We start from the raw sequence: 13040 nt of genomic DNA, 5'->3' as shown, positions 1-13040 counted from the left end.
CAGCCTCGCGCAAAGGTGCTGAGGTTATGGCCCGGACTCCTAGGCACTCCGGGGCCGCCTGTTTCGGAAGAGCTAGAGCTACGTCAGCAGTTCCTCGATCCGGATCGGAAAGTTGCGGACGCGCACGCCGGTGGCGTGCCAGACCGCGTTGGCGACCGCGCCGGCGCTGCCGGTGATGCCGATCTCGCCGACACCCTTGATGCCGAGCGCATTCACGTGCGGATCGTGCTCCTCGACGGTGATGACGTCGAGCGGCGGCACGTCGGCGTTCACGGGGATGTGGTACTCGCCGAGATTGGCATTCATGATCCGCCCGCTGCGGCGGTCTGTGATCGCCGCCTCGTGCAGCGCGAAGGACATGCCCCAGATCATGCCGCCGAACAGCTGGCTCTGCACCATGCGCGGATTGATGATGCGGCCGGCGGCGAAGGCGCCGATCATGCGACTGACGCGGACCTGGCCGAGCTCGGGATCGACCTTCACCTCGGCGAACACCGCGCCGTGGGCGTGCATCGCATATTGCTCCATCGCCGCAGGGTTCGGCGCGCCGGTGCCGCGCGCCTCCACTTCGGCAACGCCCGCGCGCGCCAGAATCCCGGCATAGCTCTCGCTGCGGCTCTCATCGTCGCGGCGGATCAGCCTGCCGTCGCGCGCGATCACGCCGGCATTGCCGGCGCCGAACAGCGGCGAGCGCTCGTCGCTTGTGGCGAGATCGGCGAGCTTTCCGATCACGGCGGCACCGGCGCTGTGGATCGCAGCGCCTGCGGTTGCCGTGTGCGCCGAGCCGCCGGCGATGCCGGCATCGGGCAGGTCGGACGTGCCGGACCTGAAGTCGAGGCGGTCGATGTCGAGACCGACGGAATCGGCCGCGATCTGCGCCAGCGCCGTCCAGGCGCCCTGCCCCATGTCATGCGCGCCGATCTCCATCACGCCGGAGCCGTCGCGGCGGATCGCCGCGCGCGCCTCGGCCTGGAACATCAGCGCCGGGAAGGTCGCCGTACCCATGCCCCAGCCGACCAGAAGGCCGGCATCGTCGCGCATCTGCCGCGGCTGCAGCGGACGCTTGGCCCAGCCGAAGCGCGAGGCGCCCTGCTCGTAGCAGGCGCGCAGCGCCTTGGAGGAGAACGGCCGCCCCGTCATCGGCTCGACCTCGGCGTAGTTCTTCAGGCGGAAAGCGAGCGGATCCATGCCGCAGGCCCAGGCCATCTCGTCGATCGCGCTCTCGAGCGCGATCGAGCCGGTCGCCTCGCCCGGCGCGCGCATGAACAGCGGCGTGCCGGTGTTGACGCGCACGGCATCGTGCGAAGTGCGGATCGCGGGCGCCGCGTAGAGCGTGTGCGAGGCATCGGCGGCAGGCTCGTAGAAATCGTCGAAGGTGCTCGACACGGTTCGCGCATGATGATCGAGCGCAGTCAGGCGGCCCTCGCCATCGGCGCCGAGGCGCAGGCGTTGGCGCGTCGGCGCCCGGTGGCCGACCGGGCCATACATCTGCTCGCGGCGGAGCACCAGCTTGACTGGCCTGCCGACCAGCTTCGCCGCCATCACGCCGAGGATCTGCGGCCCGGTCAGGAAGCCCTTCGAGCCGAAGCCGCCGCCGAGGAACGGGCTGCGGATGTGAATCTTCTCCGGCGCGAGGCCAAACAGCTCGGCGACGCGGCCGCGAGCCATCACCATGGCCTGGCTCGGCGTGTCCAAGAAGAGCTTGTCACCCTCCCAGCGCGCCACGATCGCGTGCGGCTCCATGGCATTGTGATATTGCGGCGGCGTCTCGTAGATCGCGTCGATCTGCTTGTCGGCCGCGGCGAGGCCCGCCTCGACATCGCCGCGATGGCTTTCCGTGGGATTACCGACGCCGACGACCGGCGGCACGAAGCTCTCGCCGGCATCGAGGCCGACCAGCGCAGGCTGCACCTCGTAACGTGGGGCCAGCAGCGCGGCGCCTTCCGTCGCGGCCTCCAGCGTTTCAGCGATCACGACCGCAATCGCCTGATTGGCGTAGCGGACCTCATTGCTCTGCAACACCTCCATCCGGAATACGAACGGATTGGTCTTGAGGTCGGGGTCGATCGCGAGCGCTGGCTTGTGATCGGGCGTCATGACGTCGACGACGCCGGGATGGCGTTTTGCGGCAGCGACATCGAGCGAGACCACACGGCCCCGCGCAATGCTCGAGACGGCCATCACGGCAAACAGCATGCCGGGCGGATGATTGTCCGCAGCATAGCTCGCCTGCCCCGTCACCTTGAGGATGCCGTCGCGGCGGGTCAGCGGCTGGCCGATATTCGAGCCGTGCCTGAGATGTGCGGGCGCACTGGTCAAATTGAGCTCAGACATGGACGGCTCCGGAGGTCGAGGCGAAGGGAGAGGCCGGCAGCGCGGGGATACGCGCAGGCGTCCCGGCGGCGGCCAAGGTCAGCGCGCGCACGACGATGCGGCGCGCGAGCTCGATCTTGAAGGCGTTGTCGCCCGATGGCTTCGCGCCCTCGAGCGCACGCAGGGCTGCCTCCTGGAACGCGTCGGCGGTCGGCGCGACGCCCTTGAGGACGTCTTCCGCTGCACGGGCGCGCCAGGGCTTTGCGGCGACGCCGCCGAGCGCGAGCCGCGCCTGTGCGATTCTGCCGTTCTCGATCCGCAGCGCAGCCGCGGCCGAGACGACAGCAAAGGCATAGGAGGTGCGCTCGCGCACCTTGAGGTAACGCGCATGCGCGGCAAAGCCGCGTGCGGCAGGCGGCAGGCGCACCGCGACGATGAGATCGCCGGGCTCGAGCACCGACTCGCGCTCGGGCGCATCGCCGGGCAGGCGGTGCAGCTCGTCGAGCGCGACCTCGCGCCGGCCGCCCCTGCCCTCGATCTCGACGATGGCATCGAGCGCGACCAGCGGCACGCAGAAATCCGAGGGGTGTGTGGCGATGCAGCTCTCGCTCCAGCCGAGCACGGCATGGCTGCGGTTGTCGCCGTCGCGCGCGTCGCAGCCGGAGCCCGGCGCCCGCTTGTTGCAGCGGCTGGCAGTGTCGTAGAAATACGCGCAACGCGTCCGTTGCAACAAATTGCCGCCGACGGTGGCGGCATTGCGCAATTGAGCCGACGCTCCCGAGAGCAGCGCTTCGGCCACTGCGGGATAGGACCGCGCGAACTCCGCATCATGCGCGAGGTCGGCATTGCTCACCAGCGCGCCGATGCGCAAAGACCCGTCCGCGAGAGTCTCGATCTGATCGAGCCCATCGAGACGCGTGACGTCGACCAGCCGGTCCGGACGGCTGATGCCACCCTTCATCAGGTCGAGCAGGTTGGTGCCGGCTGCAAGAAACACCGCGCCGGGCTGGGCCGCCGCCGCAACCGCTTCAGTGACGGTGGCCGGCCTGACATAATCGAACGGTTTCATGCGGAACGCCTCTGATTGGTCTCGTCCATCTGTCCTTGCGCGTCCAGCACGGCATCGACGATGCCGACGTAAGCGCCGCAGCGGCACAGATTGCCGCTCATGCATTCGCGGACGCGCTCGGGATCGTTGCCGGCCTGGCCTTCTCTGATCATGCCGATCGCGCTCATGATCTGGCCCGGCGTGCAGAAGCCGCATTGAAAGCCGTCATGTGCGATGAAGGCGGCCTGCACGGGATGGAGCTGGTCGCCGCGCGCGAGGCCTTCGATGGTGAGGATGTCGGCCCCGTCATGGCTGATGGCGAGCGCGAGGCAGGAATTGATACGCTTGCCGTCGACCAGGATGGTGCAGGCGCCGCATTGGCCGCGGTCGCACCCCTTCTTGGTTCCGGTCAGATGAAGGCGCTCACGCAGGAGATCGAGCAGCGTGACGCGCGGATCGTCGAGGACGAAATCGCGCCGCGCACCGTTCACGGTGAGGCTGATGGAGTGGTTCATACAAGGCTCCGATCAGATTTGGACATGAGTCATCGCGCAGCGCGCCACCGCCGTGGCCGCTGTCGAATAGCGCCGTCCGAACACGATGCGTCCGACGCTTGATCGGAAGATACGGAGGCAGCCTCCGCTTAACAAGGGCGGCGCGGAAAAATCTGGAATTCGTCAAAAGCGCGTGCGTCACCAACGCGATGCAGCCCTGCGCGGGTCCGGCGAGGGTTCAATCTAACCAATTCGTGATCTACATTGCGCGCCATGGACGACCACACCGACCAGACCCGCAAACCCCGCGCCGATGCCGTGCGCAATCGCGAGCGCGTGCTCGAAGCGGCAAAGCTGGTGTTCAGCGCGGGCGGTTCGGAGGCGAGCCTGGAAGCGGTGGCCAAGCGCGCCGGGGTCGGCATCGGCACGCTGTATCGGCATTTCCCAACGCGCGAGGCCTTGTTCGAGGCGGTGTACCGCCGCGAGGTCGAGCAGCTCAGCGAGCTGGCCGAGCAATTGAAGAATGCCAAGGATCCGGTCGAGGCGCTGCGGCGCTGGCTGCGATCAGGGGTCGAGTTTGTTGCGACCAAGAAGGGGATGATGGCAGCGCTCGCGCTCGCGGTGCAGAGCGGGTCGGAGCTGCATGCTTTCTCCTTCGAGCGTCTGACCAAGGCGATCGGCTCGCTGCTGGACCGCGCCATCGCAGCCGGCGAGATGCGCGCCGACATCAGCCCGGAGGATCTGCTGCGCGCCTTCTTCGGCATGTGCTACGTGCACGACCAGCCCGGTTGGCAGGCGACGGCGCTGCGTCTGCTCGACGTGTTCGTCGACGGCTTGCGCGTGCGGCCTCCCAGCAAGGCCCGCTCGTCGATGACGACAAAGCCTGCGACGAAGCGAAAGCGCTAGGCTGGAGCTTGCCGATGGGAGCCGCTGACCCCGAGCGGACTTCGCTAAACATGGAACTGTTGTCACCTAATCCGATTCAAAGGATCATTTGATACATCGCTTCGACTTGCGACATGGCAGGTTCAGGCATGGCGCCAGTTCTCAATTTGCCCCGGCTCACCAATTCGCTCAGACAGGATCGTCTGGCGCTTCAACGTGCCCGCGAGGTCGTGGCGGAGGCGACCGAGGTGCTTCAACGCTGTCCAAAGCCGGATACGTTTCTAGGCCGTAAGACTCAAGAGCCGTTTCCGAATGAGGACGAAACAAAGTTGACCAGGGTGGCGCAGCGTTCAAGCCGCGAGCCGTTTCCAAGAACGTAGAGGCTTCATTAACACACCTGAATGCACTTCCGGGCCGTGGCAGGCATATCGGCCTCATCGGAAAACCGGATTAGACAATGCTGGCCAGACCAGATGCTAGAGCGAGCCGATGGACGCGAAAAGCTTGCTGATCTAACGCGCGACAACGTGGTGGCCCATAGCCTGCGCGAAGCCGCCCGGCAATGGCGAGCCATGGCCGTGCAGCAGGACTTGCTGGAGCGCGAACCGACCTGTCGCAGATCCGTAACCGCTCTGATTAGAGCAACTTCAAAGGATTGCTGCGCCGAGTTTGCTGAGATAACTTGCCTGTCATCACCGGCCAAGGCCGTGCCGTAGGCGTCGGTGGCTGAGAGACCAATCGTGCTCCCGCCTGCATCTATGCATGGGAGCGACAAATGGATCGCGCCATGGCGCTTCGCCATCTGGCGGAAGCCGAAGAGCACATTTCACTGGCCGACCGACACCTTTCCGAGCAGGAGGTTCGAATTGCGGACCTTGAGCTTTCGGGGCACGACACGAGCTTGGCTCGCGCTATCGGCGAAACATTTCGGCTGACACTGGCGCGGCACCTCGCGCACCGCGATCACATTTTGAGAGAGCTGATACCGTAGCTCTCGGCCCGTGCTTTCGAACATCCCGTCGATCAAAACGCCAACTATGGCGCAGTATGATCTCGCCATCGGCACTAAACAGGGTAGCGCCATTTCAACGCGACGCAGGAATCAGCTTCTGGCCGATCGGCGACTTGCACGACCTCTGATGTTTGTGCCGCCGTCAGTTCAGCTGTCCTGACGCGCCGCTGGCGTTATAGGCCACCTCGCCCTTCCCAGTAGGTTGGCGTTCCATAATACCGGTGAGTTCGCGTTTCCCAGTCTCGATCTTCCCAGGAGTCATCGCTGAACTCAGGCGCATCCCTCAGTTGTTGCTCGGTGATATTGGTTCGGAAACCGTCAAGCGACGTGTCATATTTCAGAGCGCCCCAGGGAATCGGGTAGTGGCTGTGACCCAAGCCCACAAATCCACCAAAGCTCATGACCGCATAAGCCACGCGGCCTGACACCTTGTCGATGATGAGGTGATCAATCTCGCCGATATTCGTCCCATCTGCTCCATAAACCTCGGTTCCCTCAATGTCCTCGCTTGAGATGCAGTGATGATCCGGATGTGCTGTTGCACGGGCCATGACTTTGCTCCTTGGTAAGGTGGTTTTGCCGGCTTAACTCGGCCATCGCGGAGCCGTTCCTGCCTTAGGAGAACATGTCGCAGCTGCCTGCTGTTGCGCCGCTGTCCCGGATGAGTCGGCATCTGGAGCGTTCAAACCCAGCGCGTGATTTCTGAGTGCACGCCCTGGCGCCGCAGATGTGCTAGCATCGCCTCCGCCGGGATACTCAACGCGGAGCCTGTCATGCGCATCGCAGCCTTGCTGGTCGCTCTCATTGTTGCCTGTCATCACGTTTCGGCGTTTGCCGGCGATGTCGCGGCGGCCCAGAGCGTCATCCGCGCCCAGGAGCAGGCCTTCGTTCGCGACGATGCGACGGCGGCCTATTCCTATGCGGCGCCGGCGATCAAGGAGATCTTTCCCGCACCCGACATCTTCATGTCCATGGTGCAGAACGGCTACGCGCCGGTCTATCGCCACAAGAGTTTCGAATTTGGCGAGAGCAAGAGCGATGGCGGCTGGATCGCCCAGCGCGTTCATATCGTCGATGCCAATGGCGAGGCCTGGGAGGCGCTCTACACGCTCGAGCAGCAGGGCGACGGCAGCTACAAGATCACCGGCTGCTCGCTGCTGAAGGCGGGACAGGCCGTTTAGGTGGCAAAGCCCGGGCCGGTCTTGACCGAGCCCGTCCGCGCGCGGATCAAGAGCAGCACGACGATGCCGATGTTCAGCGCGTTCCATGCCACGCCGTTGGCAAATGCCGCCGCGTACGAGCCGGTGGCATCGAAGATGACGCCGGACACCCAGCCGCCGAAGGACATGCCGAACACGGACGCAAAGATCACGATACCGACGCGGGTCGCGGCCTCGCTCGCCGGCATCGCCTCGCGCACGATGATGGCGTAGCTCGGCACGATGCCGCCCTGGAACAGGCCGAACATCGCGGAGATCAGATAAAGCGAGGTCAGGCTGTCGAAAAACAGATAGAACACCAGCGCAAAGCCCTGCGCCAACGATCCCACCAGCAGCGTGTAGATGCCGCCGATCTTGTCGGCGAGGTAGCCCGAGCCGATCCGGCTGACGATGCCGCAGCCCATCATCAAGGACAGCATCTCGGCGCCGCGCGCGACGCCATAACCGAGATCGCCGCAATAGGCGACGATGTGCACCTGCGGCATCGCCATCGCCACGCAGCAGGAGATGCTGGCGATCGAGAGCAGCACGGTCAGCGTATTCGTCGACAGCCTGAGATCGACCCGCGGCGGCGGCGCGTTGGCATGATCGTGGACCGTGTCGCGCCCCATCTGCGCGCGCAGGATCAGCACCAGCACCGTCATCAGGCCGGCGCAGACGATGCCGATGCCGATATGGGTGTAGCGCCACCCGATCTCCTGCGTGCCCCAGCTCACGATCGGCGGCCACATCGCGCCGGCGACATAATTGCCGCTGGCGACGATGGTCACGGCAAGACCGCGATAGCGCTCGAACCAGTGCGAAGCTTCGGCCATCAGCGGCGCGAAGGTCGCGGAGGTGCCGAGCCCGATGAAGAAATAAGCCGCCACGAACTGCCACAGCTGGCCGGACAGGCCCGCGAGCACATTGGCGACGCCGAGAAAGGCGATGCTGATCGCCATCGCCGGAACGATGCCGAACCGGTCGGTGATCTTGCCGGCGATCACGCCGCCGAGCCCGAAGCCGAACATCATGAGGGTGAAAGCCAGCGACACCGCGCCGCGCGTGGCAGCGAACTCGGCCTGCACGATCGGAATCACGACCACGACTGCCCACATGCCGACGGCGCCGATCGAGCCGATCACGAGGGCAATGACGAGCCGCACCCAGGCCTGACGGGAGTCAGGGGTGAAGGCGTCAGGTGTTTGCCCTGGATGATTTGGCGCGTGCACGGGCAGGACCATGTTCGCGGACCGCCGCATGGTCAACCATCTTGCTGCGATATTGGGCATGCGCGGTGCGCTGCGGTAATAAGCTCTTGGCGAATGCGTCTTTTGCCATTAGTTTGCAACAAGCGTGTGCAACATTGCCGCGCGAGGAGCCTATCGGCGGAATGTTGATGCGATTGACGCGATCGATGCGGATCAGGGTGGGGCGGATCATCGCCCTCGCCTATCTGTTCTGCGTGCTCGCGCCGGCCGCAAGCCTCGCCTGGGGCAGTGCTGCGCCCTGCCTCGGCGACGATGCCCTGGCTGACCTCGTTCCGGCGCATCACCATATGGCTGCGAGCCATGATATGGCTGCGAACCCTGGCGATGTTCCGCACGAGCACGCGGGAACGCCTTCGCAGACCGCTGCGAAGGACGCACCTGCTCCGAATCATCACGACGGCAAGCGAACTGTGGGCCCCTGCTGTGCGATGATGTGCGTCAGCGCGCTGCCGGCCGATCTGCCCAGCCTCGCCACGCCGCTCCGGCCGATGTCGACCTGTGCGCCCGAGATCGTGCCCAGCCTGCACAGCGCGGCGCCGCCCCAGCACTACCGTCCCCCCATCGCCTGATCTGACATGACGGCGTCGGTTTCGATGCGCGCTTTGCGCGCGCGAACCTGTGGTCTCCAGATCAGGAATTAAGACATGGTTGCGCTTTCCGGGGCGAAATCTGCCGCATCTGCGGTGGGTGATCGACACTCACGTTTCATTTGGCTGCTGCTGGCCTTGGGTGCCCTGTCCGGCTGCATGCCGGCAACAACGCACATGGCCAGCGCGGATCCCGCCGATCCCGCGGCGAAGGTGGCCCCAATCGGCTATCGCTCGACCATCGCGCCCTATACCAGCCTGCGGCCTGCGACGCCGGCACCATGGCGTGGCCGCAACGAGGCGGTGACGCCGCAGCCGAAGCAAGAGCGGTAGGAGCGCGCCATGACACCCCACCTTGCGCGAGGCCTGCTCGTCATCGCCGCGCTCAGCATGTCCGGCTGCGCCGCGTTCTCGCCCGACGGCGGCATGACCGACGTCTCGGATCTGACGAGCCGGACCATCAACAAGGACGTCGCCTTCGTGCGCTCGGCCGAAGGCGCCGCCGCGGTCGACGCCCGTGTCCGCCAGCTGCTCTCGCGCACGCTCAGCGTCGACGCCGCCGTGCAGATCGCGCTGCTCAACAACAAGGGACTGCAGGCCGCCTACAACGAGCTGGCGCTGGCGGAGACCGAGCTGGTCGAGCAGAGCCTGCCGGCCAATCCGGTGTTCGCGGTCTCTCGCATCACGGGCAATGGCGCCAGCGAGATCGAGCGTCAGGTGGTCGGCGATATCCTCGCGCTCGCCACCCTGCCGTTCCGTTCCGAGATCGCCCGCGAACGCTTCCGCGGTGCGCAGCTGCGCGCCGCGCTGGCGACGCTGCGGCTCGCCTCGGACGTTCGCCGCGCCTATGTCCGTGCGGTTGCCGCCAACGAGATGGTGGGGCTGCTGACCGACGCAAAGGCGACGGCGGAATCGACCGCACAGCTCGCGCTCAAGCTCGGCGAGACCGGCTCGCTCAACAAGCTCGACCAAGCGCGCGAGCAGGTGTTCTATGCCGAGACCACCGCAGACCTCGCCACCGCGCGGCAGATGGCGGGAAGCGCGCGCGAAAGGCTGGCGCGCCTGATGGGGCTCTGGGACGACGGTCTCGACTTCCGCCTGCCCGATCAACTGCCGCCGCTGCCGCGCCGGCCGCTGGCGCTCCCCACGATCGAAGCCGACGCGGTGGCGCATCGGATCGACCTGCAGATCGCGCGGCTGGAGCTGGCCGCGCTGGCGAAGGCGCTGAACCTCACCGAGGCGACGCGCTTCGTGACGCTGCTCGATCTCGCCGGCATCTCCCGTCGCACCCAGGATCCGGAAGGGCCGCCGTTCCGCGAGCGCGGCTTCGACCTGCAGTTCCAGATTCCGATTTTCGACGGCGGCGAGGTGCGCGTGCGCCAAGCCGCCGAGACCTACAACCTCGCCTTCAACCGCCTGACCGAGCGGGCCGTCAATGTGCGGTCCGAGGCGCGCGACGCCTATCGCGTCTACCGCTCCACCTACGACATCGCCGGCCATTACCAGCGCGAGATCATCCCGTTGCGCAAGATCATCACCGAGGAGATGCAGCTGCGCTTCTCCAGCATGCAGGTCGACATCTTCGCGCTGCTCACCGAAGCGCGGCAGCGCCTCGCGGCGCTGCGCGGCGCGATCGACGCCAGGCAGAGATTCTTCCTCGCCCAGGCCGATCTGCAGACCGCTGTCAACGGCGGCGGTCTGCCCGCCGCCGTTGGCGACAATCCAACCACCGTTGCCGCGGCAGCTCCTGCCGAAGGCGGCGGCCACTGAGACGGAGGCCAAGATGTTTTCCCGCCGAGGATTTTTAGGCACCGCCGCGCTTGTCGGCGCATCCGCTATTCAAGGCCGCGTCCAGGCCGCGTCGATTCCGGAAGCACCCACCATGGACAAGGTGGTGATGCAGCCGCCGCTGCATCCGAGCAGCGGCCCGGATTATCGACCCGTGGTCACGCTGAACGGCTGGTCGCTGCCGTTCCGCATGAACGGCGACTGGAAGGAATTCCATCTCGTCGCCGAGCCGGTGGTGCGCGAGTTCGCGGAAGGAATGAAGGTGAATTTGTGGGGCTACAACGGGCAATCGCCGGGCCCGACCATCGAGGCCGTCGAGGGCGACAAGGTGCGCATCTTCGTCACCAACCGCTTACCCGAATACACCACGGTGCACTGGCACGGCATGATCATCCCGAGCGGCATGGACGGCGTCGGCGGATTGAACCAGCCGCACATCGAACCGGGCAAGACCTTCGTCTACGAATTCGAGATGAAGAAGAGCGGAACCTTCATGTACCACCCGCATTCCGACGAGATGGTGCAGATGGCGATGGGCATGATGGGCATGTTCATCGTGCACCCGCGCGACCCGAGTTTCCGCGCCGTCGACCGCGACTTCGTGTTCGTGATGAGCACCTATCGCGTCGACCCCGGCACCTATCTGCCGCACGTCAACGAGATGACGGACTTCAACATGTGGACCTGGAACGCGCGGGTCTTTCCCGGAATCGATCCGCTGCCGGTCAGGCTCGGCGACAAGGTGCGCGTGCGCATCGGCAATCTCAGCATGACCAACCATCCGATTCATTTGCATGGCCACAGCTTCGCGGTGACCTGCACCGATGGCGGCTGGATTCAGGAAAGCGCGCAGATCCCGGAGACGACCACCGACGTTCCGGTCGGCGCCATCAGGGTGTTTGACGTGCTCGCCGACAATCCCGGCGACTGGGCGTTCCATTGCCACAAGTCGCACCACACCATGAATTCGATGGGACACGACGTGCGCAACCTGATCGGCGTGTCGCGCAAGGATCTCGCCAAGGCCGTCGGCAAGCTGGCGCCGGACGGCATGGCCATGGGCTCGACCGGCATGGCGATGGGCAACATGGAGATGCCCGCGCCCGACAACACGCTGCCGATGATGACGGGCACCGGCCAGTTCGGGCCGATCGAAATGGGCGGCATGTTCACCGTGATGAAGATCCGCGAAGACCTCGCACGCGACGATTACCGCGATCCCGGTCCGTACAAATTCCCGCCAGGCACCGTCGCCTACGAAGTCGCCGCACCCGCCCCCGAGCCGGCGCGGCAGAAATCCGGCAGTCCGCCGATGAAGCACAAGATGTGAGCGTTTCGATGAACCACCAACCGGAGACTACGATGAAGATCACGCTCAAGCTCGCCCTCGCGCTGGCTGCACTTTCGGCCGCGCCGGCCTTCGCTCACGACAAGCACGGGCACGGAAACTATTCGGCCGGCGAGCCCGGCGATCCCAGGAAGCCCGCGCGCACTATCGAAATCCTGATGAACGAGATGGACTACACGCCCGCGAAAATCGAGGTCAAGCGCGGCGAGCAGATCCGCTTCGTGCTGCGCAATGTCGGCAAGGAGGACCACGAATTCCTGCTGGCCACGACCAAGGAGAACCTCGCGCATGCGGATCAGATGAAGAAGCATCCGCACATGGAGCACGACGAGCCGAATGCGGCGCGGCTTGCCCCAAAGAAGACGACCGAGATCCTCTGGAAGTTCAGCAAACGCGGCACCTTCGAATATTCGTGCCTCATTCCCGACCATCGCGAGTACGGCATGGTCGGCCAGGTCACCGTGAAGTAACGCGAAAGGAGATCCACATGAACCGCATTATCCGTATCGCTTCGGCGCTGGCGCTGACCGTCGGCCTTGCGACTGCAACCCTCGCCGCCGAAGGCGCGGCGATCAGCGGCGAGGTGAAGAAGATCGACGAAGGCGCCGGCAAGATCACGCTCAAGCACGGACCGGCGAAGAGCCTCGGCATGGAGGACCCCATGACCATGGTCTATCGGGTCAAGGATCCCGCCATGCTCAAGCAGGTGAAGGTCGGCGACAAGATCACCTTCGAGGCCGAGGAAGGGTCGTCGGGCTACACGGTGACCAAGATGCAGAAGGCGAAGTAGGGCAGCCTCGCCTGCCCGTCATTCCGGGGCGCCCTCTTGGCGCGAGCCCGGAATCCATTTCACCACCATACCTGCGGCCCGATGGATTCCGGGCTCGATGCTCCGCATCGCCCCGGAATGACAACCCGCCCCCGAAACATCCCGGTCTGAGCTCCTCCCACCCCTCCGTTAACCCTTTGCTAACCATACACCCGGCAAGAATTGCCGGGTGAAGTCGAGTGTCGTCGGCCGCGTTTAGAACGGGAGCTCCCGTGGACGCCAGTGCGGTGCCTCACTTTCGGAACGGCGGCCCGTCGGCTGCCGCG

At 65.4% G+C, this 13040-nt stretch carries 15 protein-coding genes; 9 read left to right on the top strand and 6 right to left on the bottom strand.

Features of this window, described 5'->3' with window-relative positions; genetic code table 11:
* Positions 1-78 precede the first annotated feature (78 nt).
* The 3 genes from I6F37_RS29695 to I6F37_RS29685 are packed head-to-tail and all read right to left on the bottom strand — an operon-like array spanning position 79 to position 3876.
* On the bottom strand, positions 79-2334 hold the full coding sequence (locus I6F37_RS29695; protein ID WP_036011815.1) for a xanthine dehydrogenase family protein molybdopterin-binding subunit: 2256 nt from the start codon (positions 2332-2334) through the stop codon (positions 79-81).
* Positions 2327-3382 carry a xanthine dehydrogenase family protein subunit M gene (locus tag I6F37_RS29690; protein WP_036011819.1) on the bottom strand — a complete coding sequence of 352 codons (1056 nt, stop codon included), beginning with the start codon at positions 3380-3382 and terminating at the stop codon, positions 2327-2329. The genes I6F37_RS29695 and I6F37_RS29690 overlap by 8 nt, the downstream gene beginning before the upstream one ends.
* Positions 3379-3876, bottom strand: coding sequence for a (2Fe-2S)-binding protein (locus tag I6F37_RS29685; protein ID WP_036011822.1), 498 nt, complete (start codon positions 3874-3876; stop codon positions 3379-3381). Before I6F37_RS29685 ends, I6F37_RS29690 begins: the two co-directional genes overlap by 4 nt.
* A gap of 252 nt (positions 3877-4128) precedes the next feature.
* On the opposite strand from I6F37_RS29685, the gene I6F37_RS29680 reads away from it, so the two are divergent.
* On the top strand, positions 4129-4761 hold the full coding sequence (locus I6F37_RS29680) for a TetR/AcrR family transcriptional regulator (RefSeq protein WP_225153476.1): 633 nt from the start codon (positions 4129-4131) through the stop codon (positions 4759-4761).
* A 754-nt stretch (positions 4762-5515) separates the two neighbouring features.
* Complete coding sequence (locus tag I6F37_RS29675; RefSeq protein ID WP_036011828.1) at positions 5516-5731, top strand: hypothetical protein; 216 nt, start codon at positions 5516-5518, stop codon at positions 5729-5731.
* A 194-nt stretch (positions 5732-5925) separates the two neighbouring features.
* Here the strand turns inward: I6F37_RS29675 and I6F37_RS29670 are convergent, their stop codons facing one another.
* Positions 5926-6303 carry a PRC-barrel domain-containing protein gene (locus I6F37_RS29670; protein ID WP_074448090.1) on the bottom strand — a complete coding sequence of 126 codons (378 nt, stop codon included), beginning with the start codon at positions 6301-6303 and terminating at the stop codon, positions 5926-5928.
* A 222-nt stretch (positions 6304-6525) separates the two neighbouring features.
* Here I6F37_RS29670 and I6F37_RS29665 point away from each other — a divergent pair, with 222 nt between their 5' ends.
* Positions 6526-6933: a DUF4864 domain-containing protein gene (locus I6F37_RS29665; protein ID WP_036026798.1), complete on the top strand. Its 408-nt coding sequence runs from the start codon at positions 6526-6528 to the stop codon at positions 6931-6933.
* On the opposite strand, the gene I6F37_RS29660 is transcribed toward I6F37_RS29665, so the two are convergent.
* Together I6F37_RS29660 and I6F37_RS29655 are read right to left on the bottom strand one after the other, a co-directional pair.
* Positions 6930-8195, bottom strand: a complete 1266-nt coding sequence (locus tag I6F37_RS29660) for an MFS transporter (RefSeq protein WP_036026810.1) — start codon at positions 8193-8195, stop codon at positions 6930-6932. The two genes, I6F37_RS29665 and I6F37_RS29660, sit on opposite strands and share 4 nt — an antisense overlap.
* Positions 8149-8394, bottom strand: a complete 246-nt coding sequence (locus I6F37_RS29655) for a hypothetical protein (RefSeq protein ID WP_162130852.1) — start codon at positions 8392-8394, stop codon at positions 8149-8151. Before I6F37_RS29655 ends, I6F37_RS29660 begins: the two co-directional genes overlap by 47 nt.
* On the opposite strand from I6F37_RS29655, the gene I6F37_RS29650 reads away from it, so the two are divergent.
* From I6F37_RS29650 to I6F37_RS29625, 6 genes are all read left to right on the top strand, one after another.
* Positions 8381-8791 carry a hypothetical protein gene (locus I6F37_RS29650; RefSeq protein ID WP_225151683.1) on the top strand — a complete coding sequence of 137 codons (411 nt, stop codon included), beginning with the start codon at positions 8381-8383 and terminating at the stop codon, positions 8789-8791. The two genes, I6F37_RS29655 and I6F37_RS29650, sit on opposite strands and share 14 nt — an antisense overlap.
* 75 nt (positions 8792-8866) lie before the next feature.
* A complete protein-coding gene (locus I6F37_RS29645) occupies positions 8867-9142 on the top strand; it encodes a hypothetical protein (RefSeq protein ID WP_036026801.1) in 276 nt (91 codons plus the stop codon).
* A 9-nt stretch (positions 9143-9151) separates the two neighbouring features.
* On the top strand, positions 9152-10579 hold the full coding sequence (locus tag I6F37_RS29640) for a TolC family protein (protein ID WP_036026803.1): 1428 nt from the start codon (positions 9152-9154) through the stop codon (positions 10577-10579).
* 13 nt (positions 10580-10592) lie between these two features.
* Entirely contained in the window at positions 10593-11927 is a 1335-nt protein-coding gene (locus I6F37_RS29635; protein WP_036026811.1) for a multicopper oxidase family protein, read from the top strand.
* 32 nt (positions 11928-11959) lie between these two features.
* The gene (locus I6F37_RS29630; RefSeq protein WP_036026804.1) at positions 11960-12415 is read left to right on the top strand and encodes a plastocyanin/azurin family copper-binding protein; all 456 of its coding nucleotides are present in this window, start codon (positions 11960-11962) and stop codon (positions 12413-12415) included.
* A 17-nt stretch (positions 12416-12432) separates the two neighbouring features.
* A complete protein-coding gene (locus I6F37_RS29625) occupies positions 12433-12735 on the top strand; it encodes a copper-binding protein (protein WP_036026805.1) in 303 nt (100 codons plus the stop codon).
* Positions 12736-13040 lie beyond the last annotated feature (305 nt).

The sequence above is a fragment of the Bradyrhizobium sp. NBAIM08 genome (assembly GCF_020193935.1).
GTDB lineage: Bacteria > Pseudomonadota > Alphaproteobacteria > Rhizobiales > Xanthobacteraceae > Bradyrhizobium > Bradyrhizobium yuanmingense.
Note: the sequence above shows the minus strand (reverse complement) of the source record. Positions and strands in the feature narration are given on the sequence as shown.

Bases quoted from the DNA above. Each gene is read 5' to 3' on its own strand.
- I6F37_RS29660 (WP_036026810.1), bottom strand. From the start codon at position 8,195: ATGGTCCTGCCCGTGCACGCGCCAAATCATCCAGGGCAAACACCTGAC.
- I6F37_RS29645 (WP_036026801.1), top strand. From the start codon at position 8,867: ATGGTTGCGCTTTCCGGGGCGAAATCTGCCGCATCTGCGGTGGGTGAT.
- I6F37_RS29635 (WP_036026811.1), top strand. From the start codon at position 10,593: ATGTTTTCCCGCCGAGGATTTTTAGGCACCGCCGCGCTTGTCGGCGCA.
- I6F37_RS29695 (WP_036011815.1), bottom strand. From the start codon at position 2,334: ATGTCTGAGCTCAATTTGACCAGTGCGCCCGCACATCTCAGGCACGGC.
- I6F37_RS29685 (WP_036011822.1), bottom strand. From the start codon at position 3,876: ATGAACCACTCCATCAGCCTCACCGTGAACGGTGCGCGGCGCGATTTC.
- I6F37_RS29655 (WP_162130852.1), bottom strand. From the start codon at position 8,394: ATGATCCGCCCCACCCTGATCCGCATCGATCGCGTCAATCGCATCAAC.
- I6F37_RS29640 (WP_036026803.1), top strand. From the start codon at position 9,152: ATGACACCCCACCTTGCGCGAGGCCTGCTCGTCATCGCCGCGCTCAGC.
- I6F37_RS29675 (WP_036011828.1), top strand. From the start codon at position 5,516: ATGGATCGCGCCATGGCGCTTCGCCATCTGGCGGAAGCCGAAGAGCAC.
- I6F37_RS29665 (WP_036026798.1), top strand. From the start codon at position 6,526: ATGCGCATCGCAGCCTTGCTGGTCGCTCTCATTGTTGCCTGTCATCAC.
- I6F37_RS29625 (WP_036026805.1), top strand. From the start codon at position 12,433: ATGAACCGCATTATCCGTATCGCTTCGGCGCTGGCGCTGACCGTCGGC.
- I6F37_RS29670 (WP_074448090.1), bottom strand. From the start codon at position 6,303: ATGGCCCGTGCAACAGCACATCCGGATCATCACTGCATCTCAAGCGAG.
- I6F37_RS29630 (WP_036026804.1), top strand. From the start codon at position 11,960: ATGAAGATCACGCTCAAGCTCGCCCTCGCGCTGGCTGCACTTTCGGCC.
- I6F37_RS29690 (WP_036011819.1), bottom strand. From the start codon at position 3,382: ATGAAACCGTTCGATTATGTCAGGCCGGCCACCGTCACTGAAGCGGTT.
- I6F37_RS29680 (WP_225153476.1), top strand. From the start codon at position 4,129: ATGGACGACCACACCGACCAGACCCGCAAACCCCGCGCCGATGCCGTG.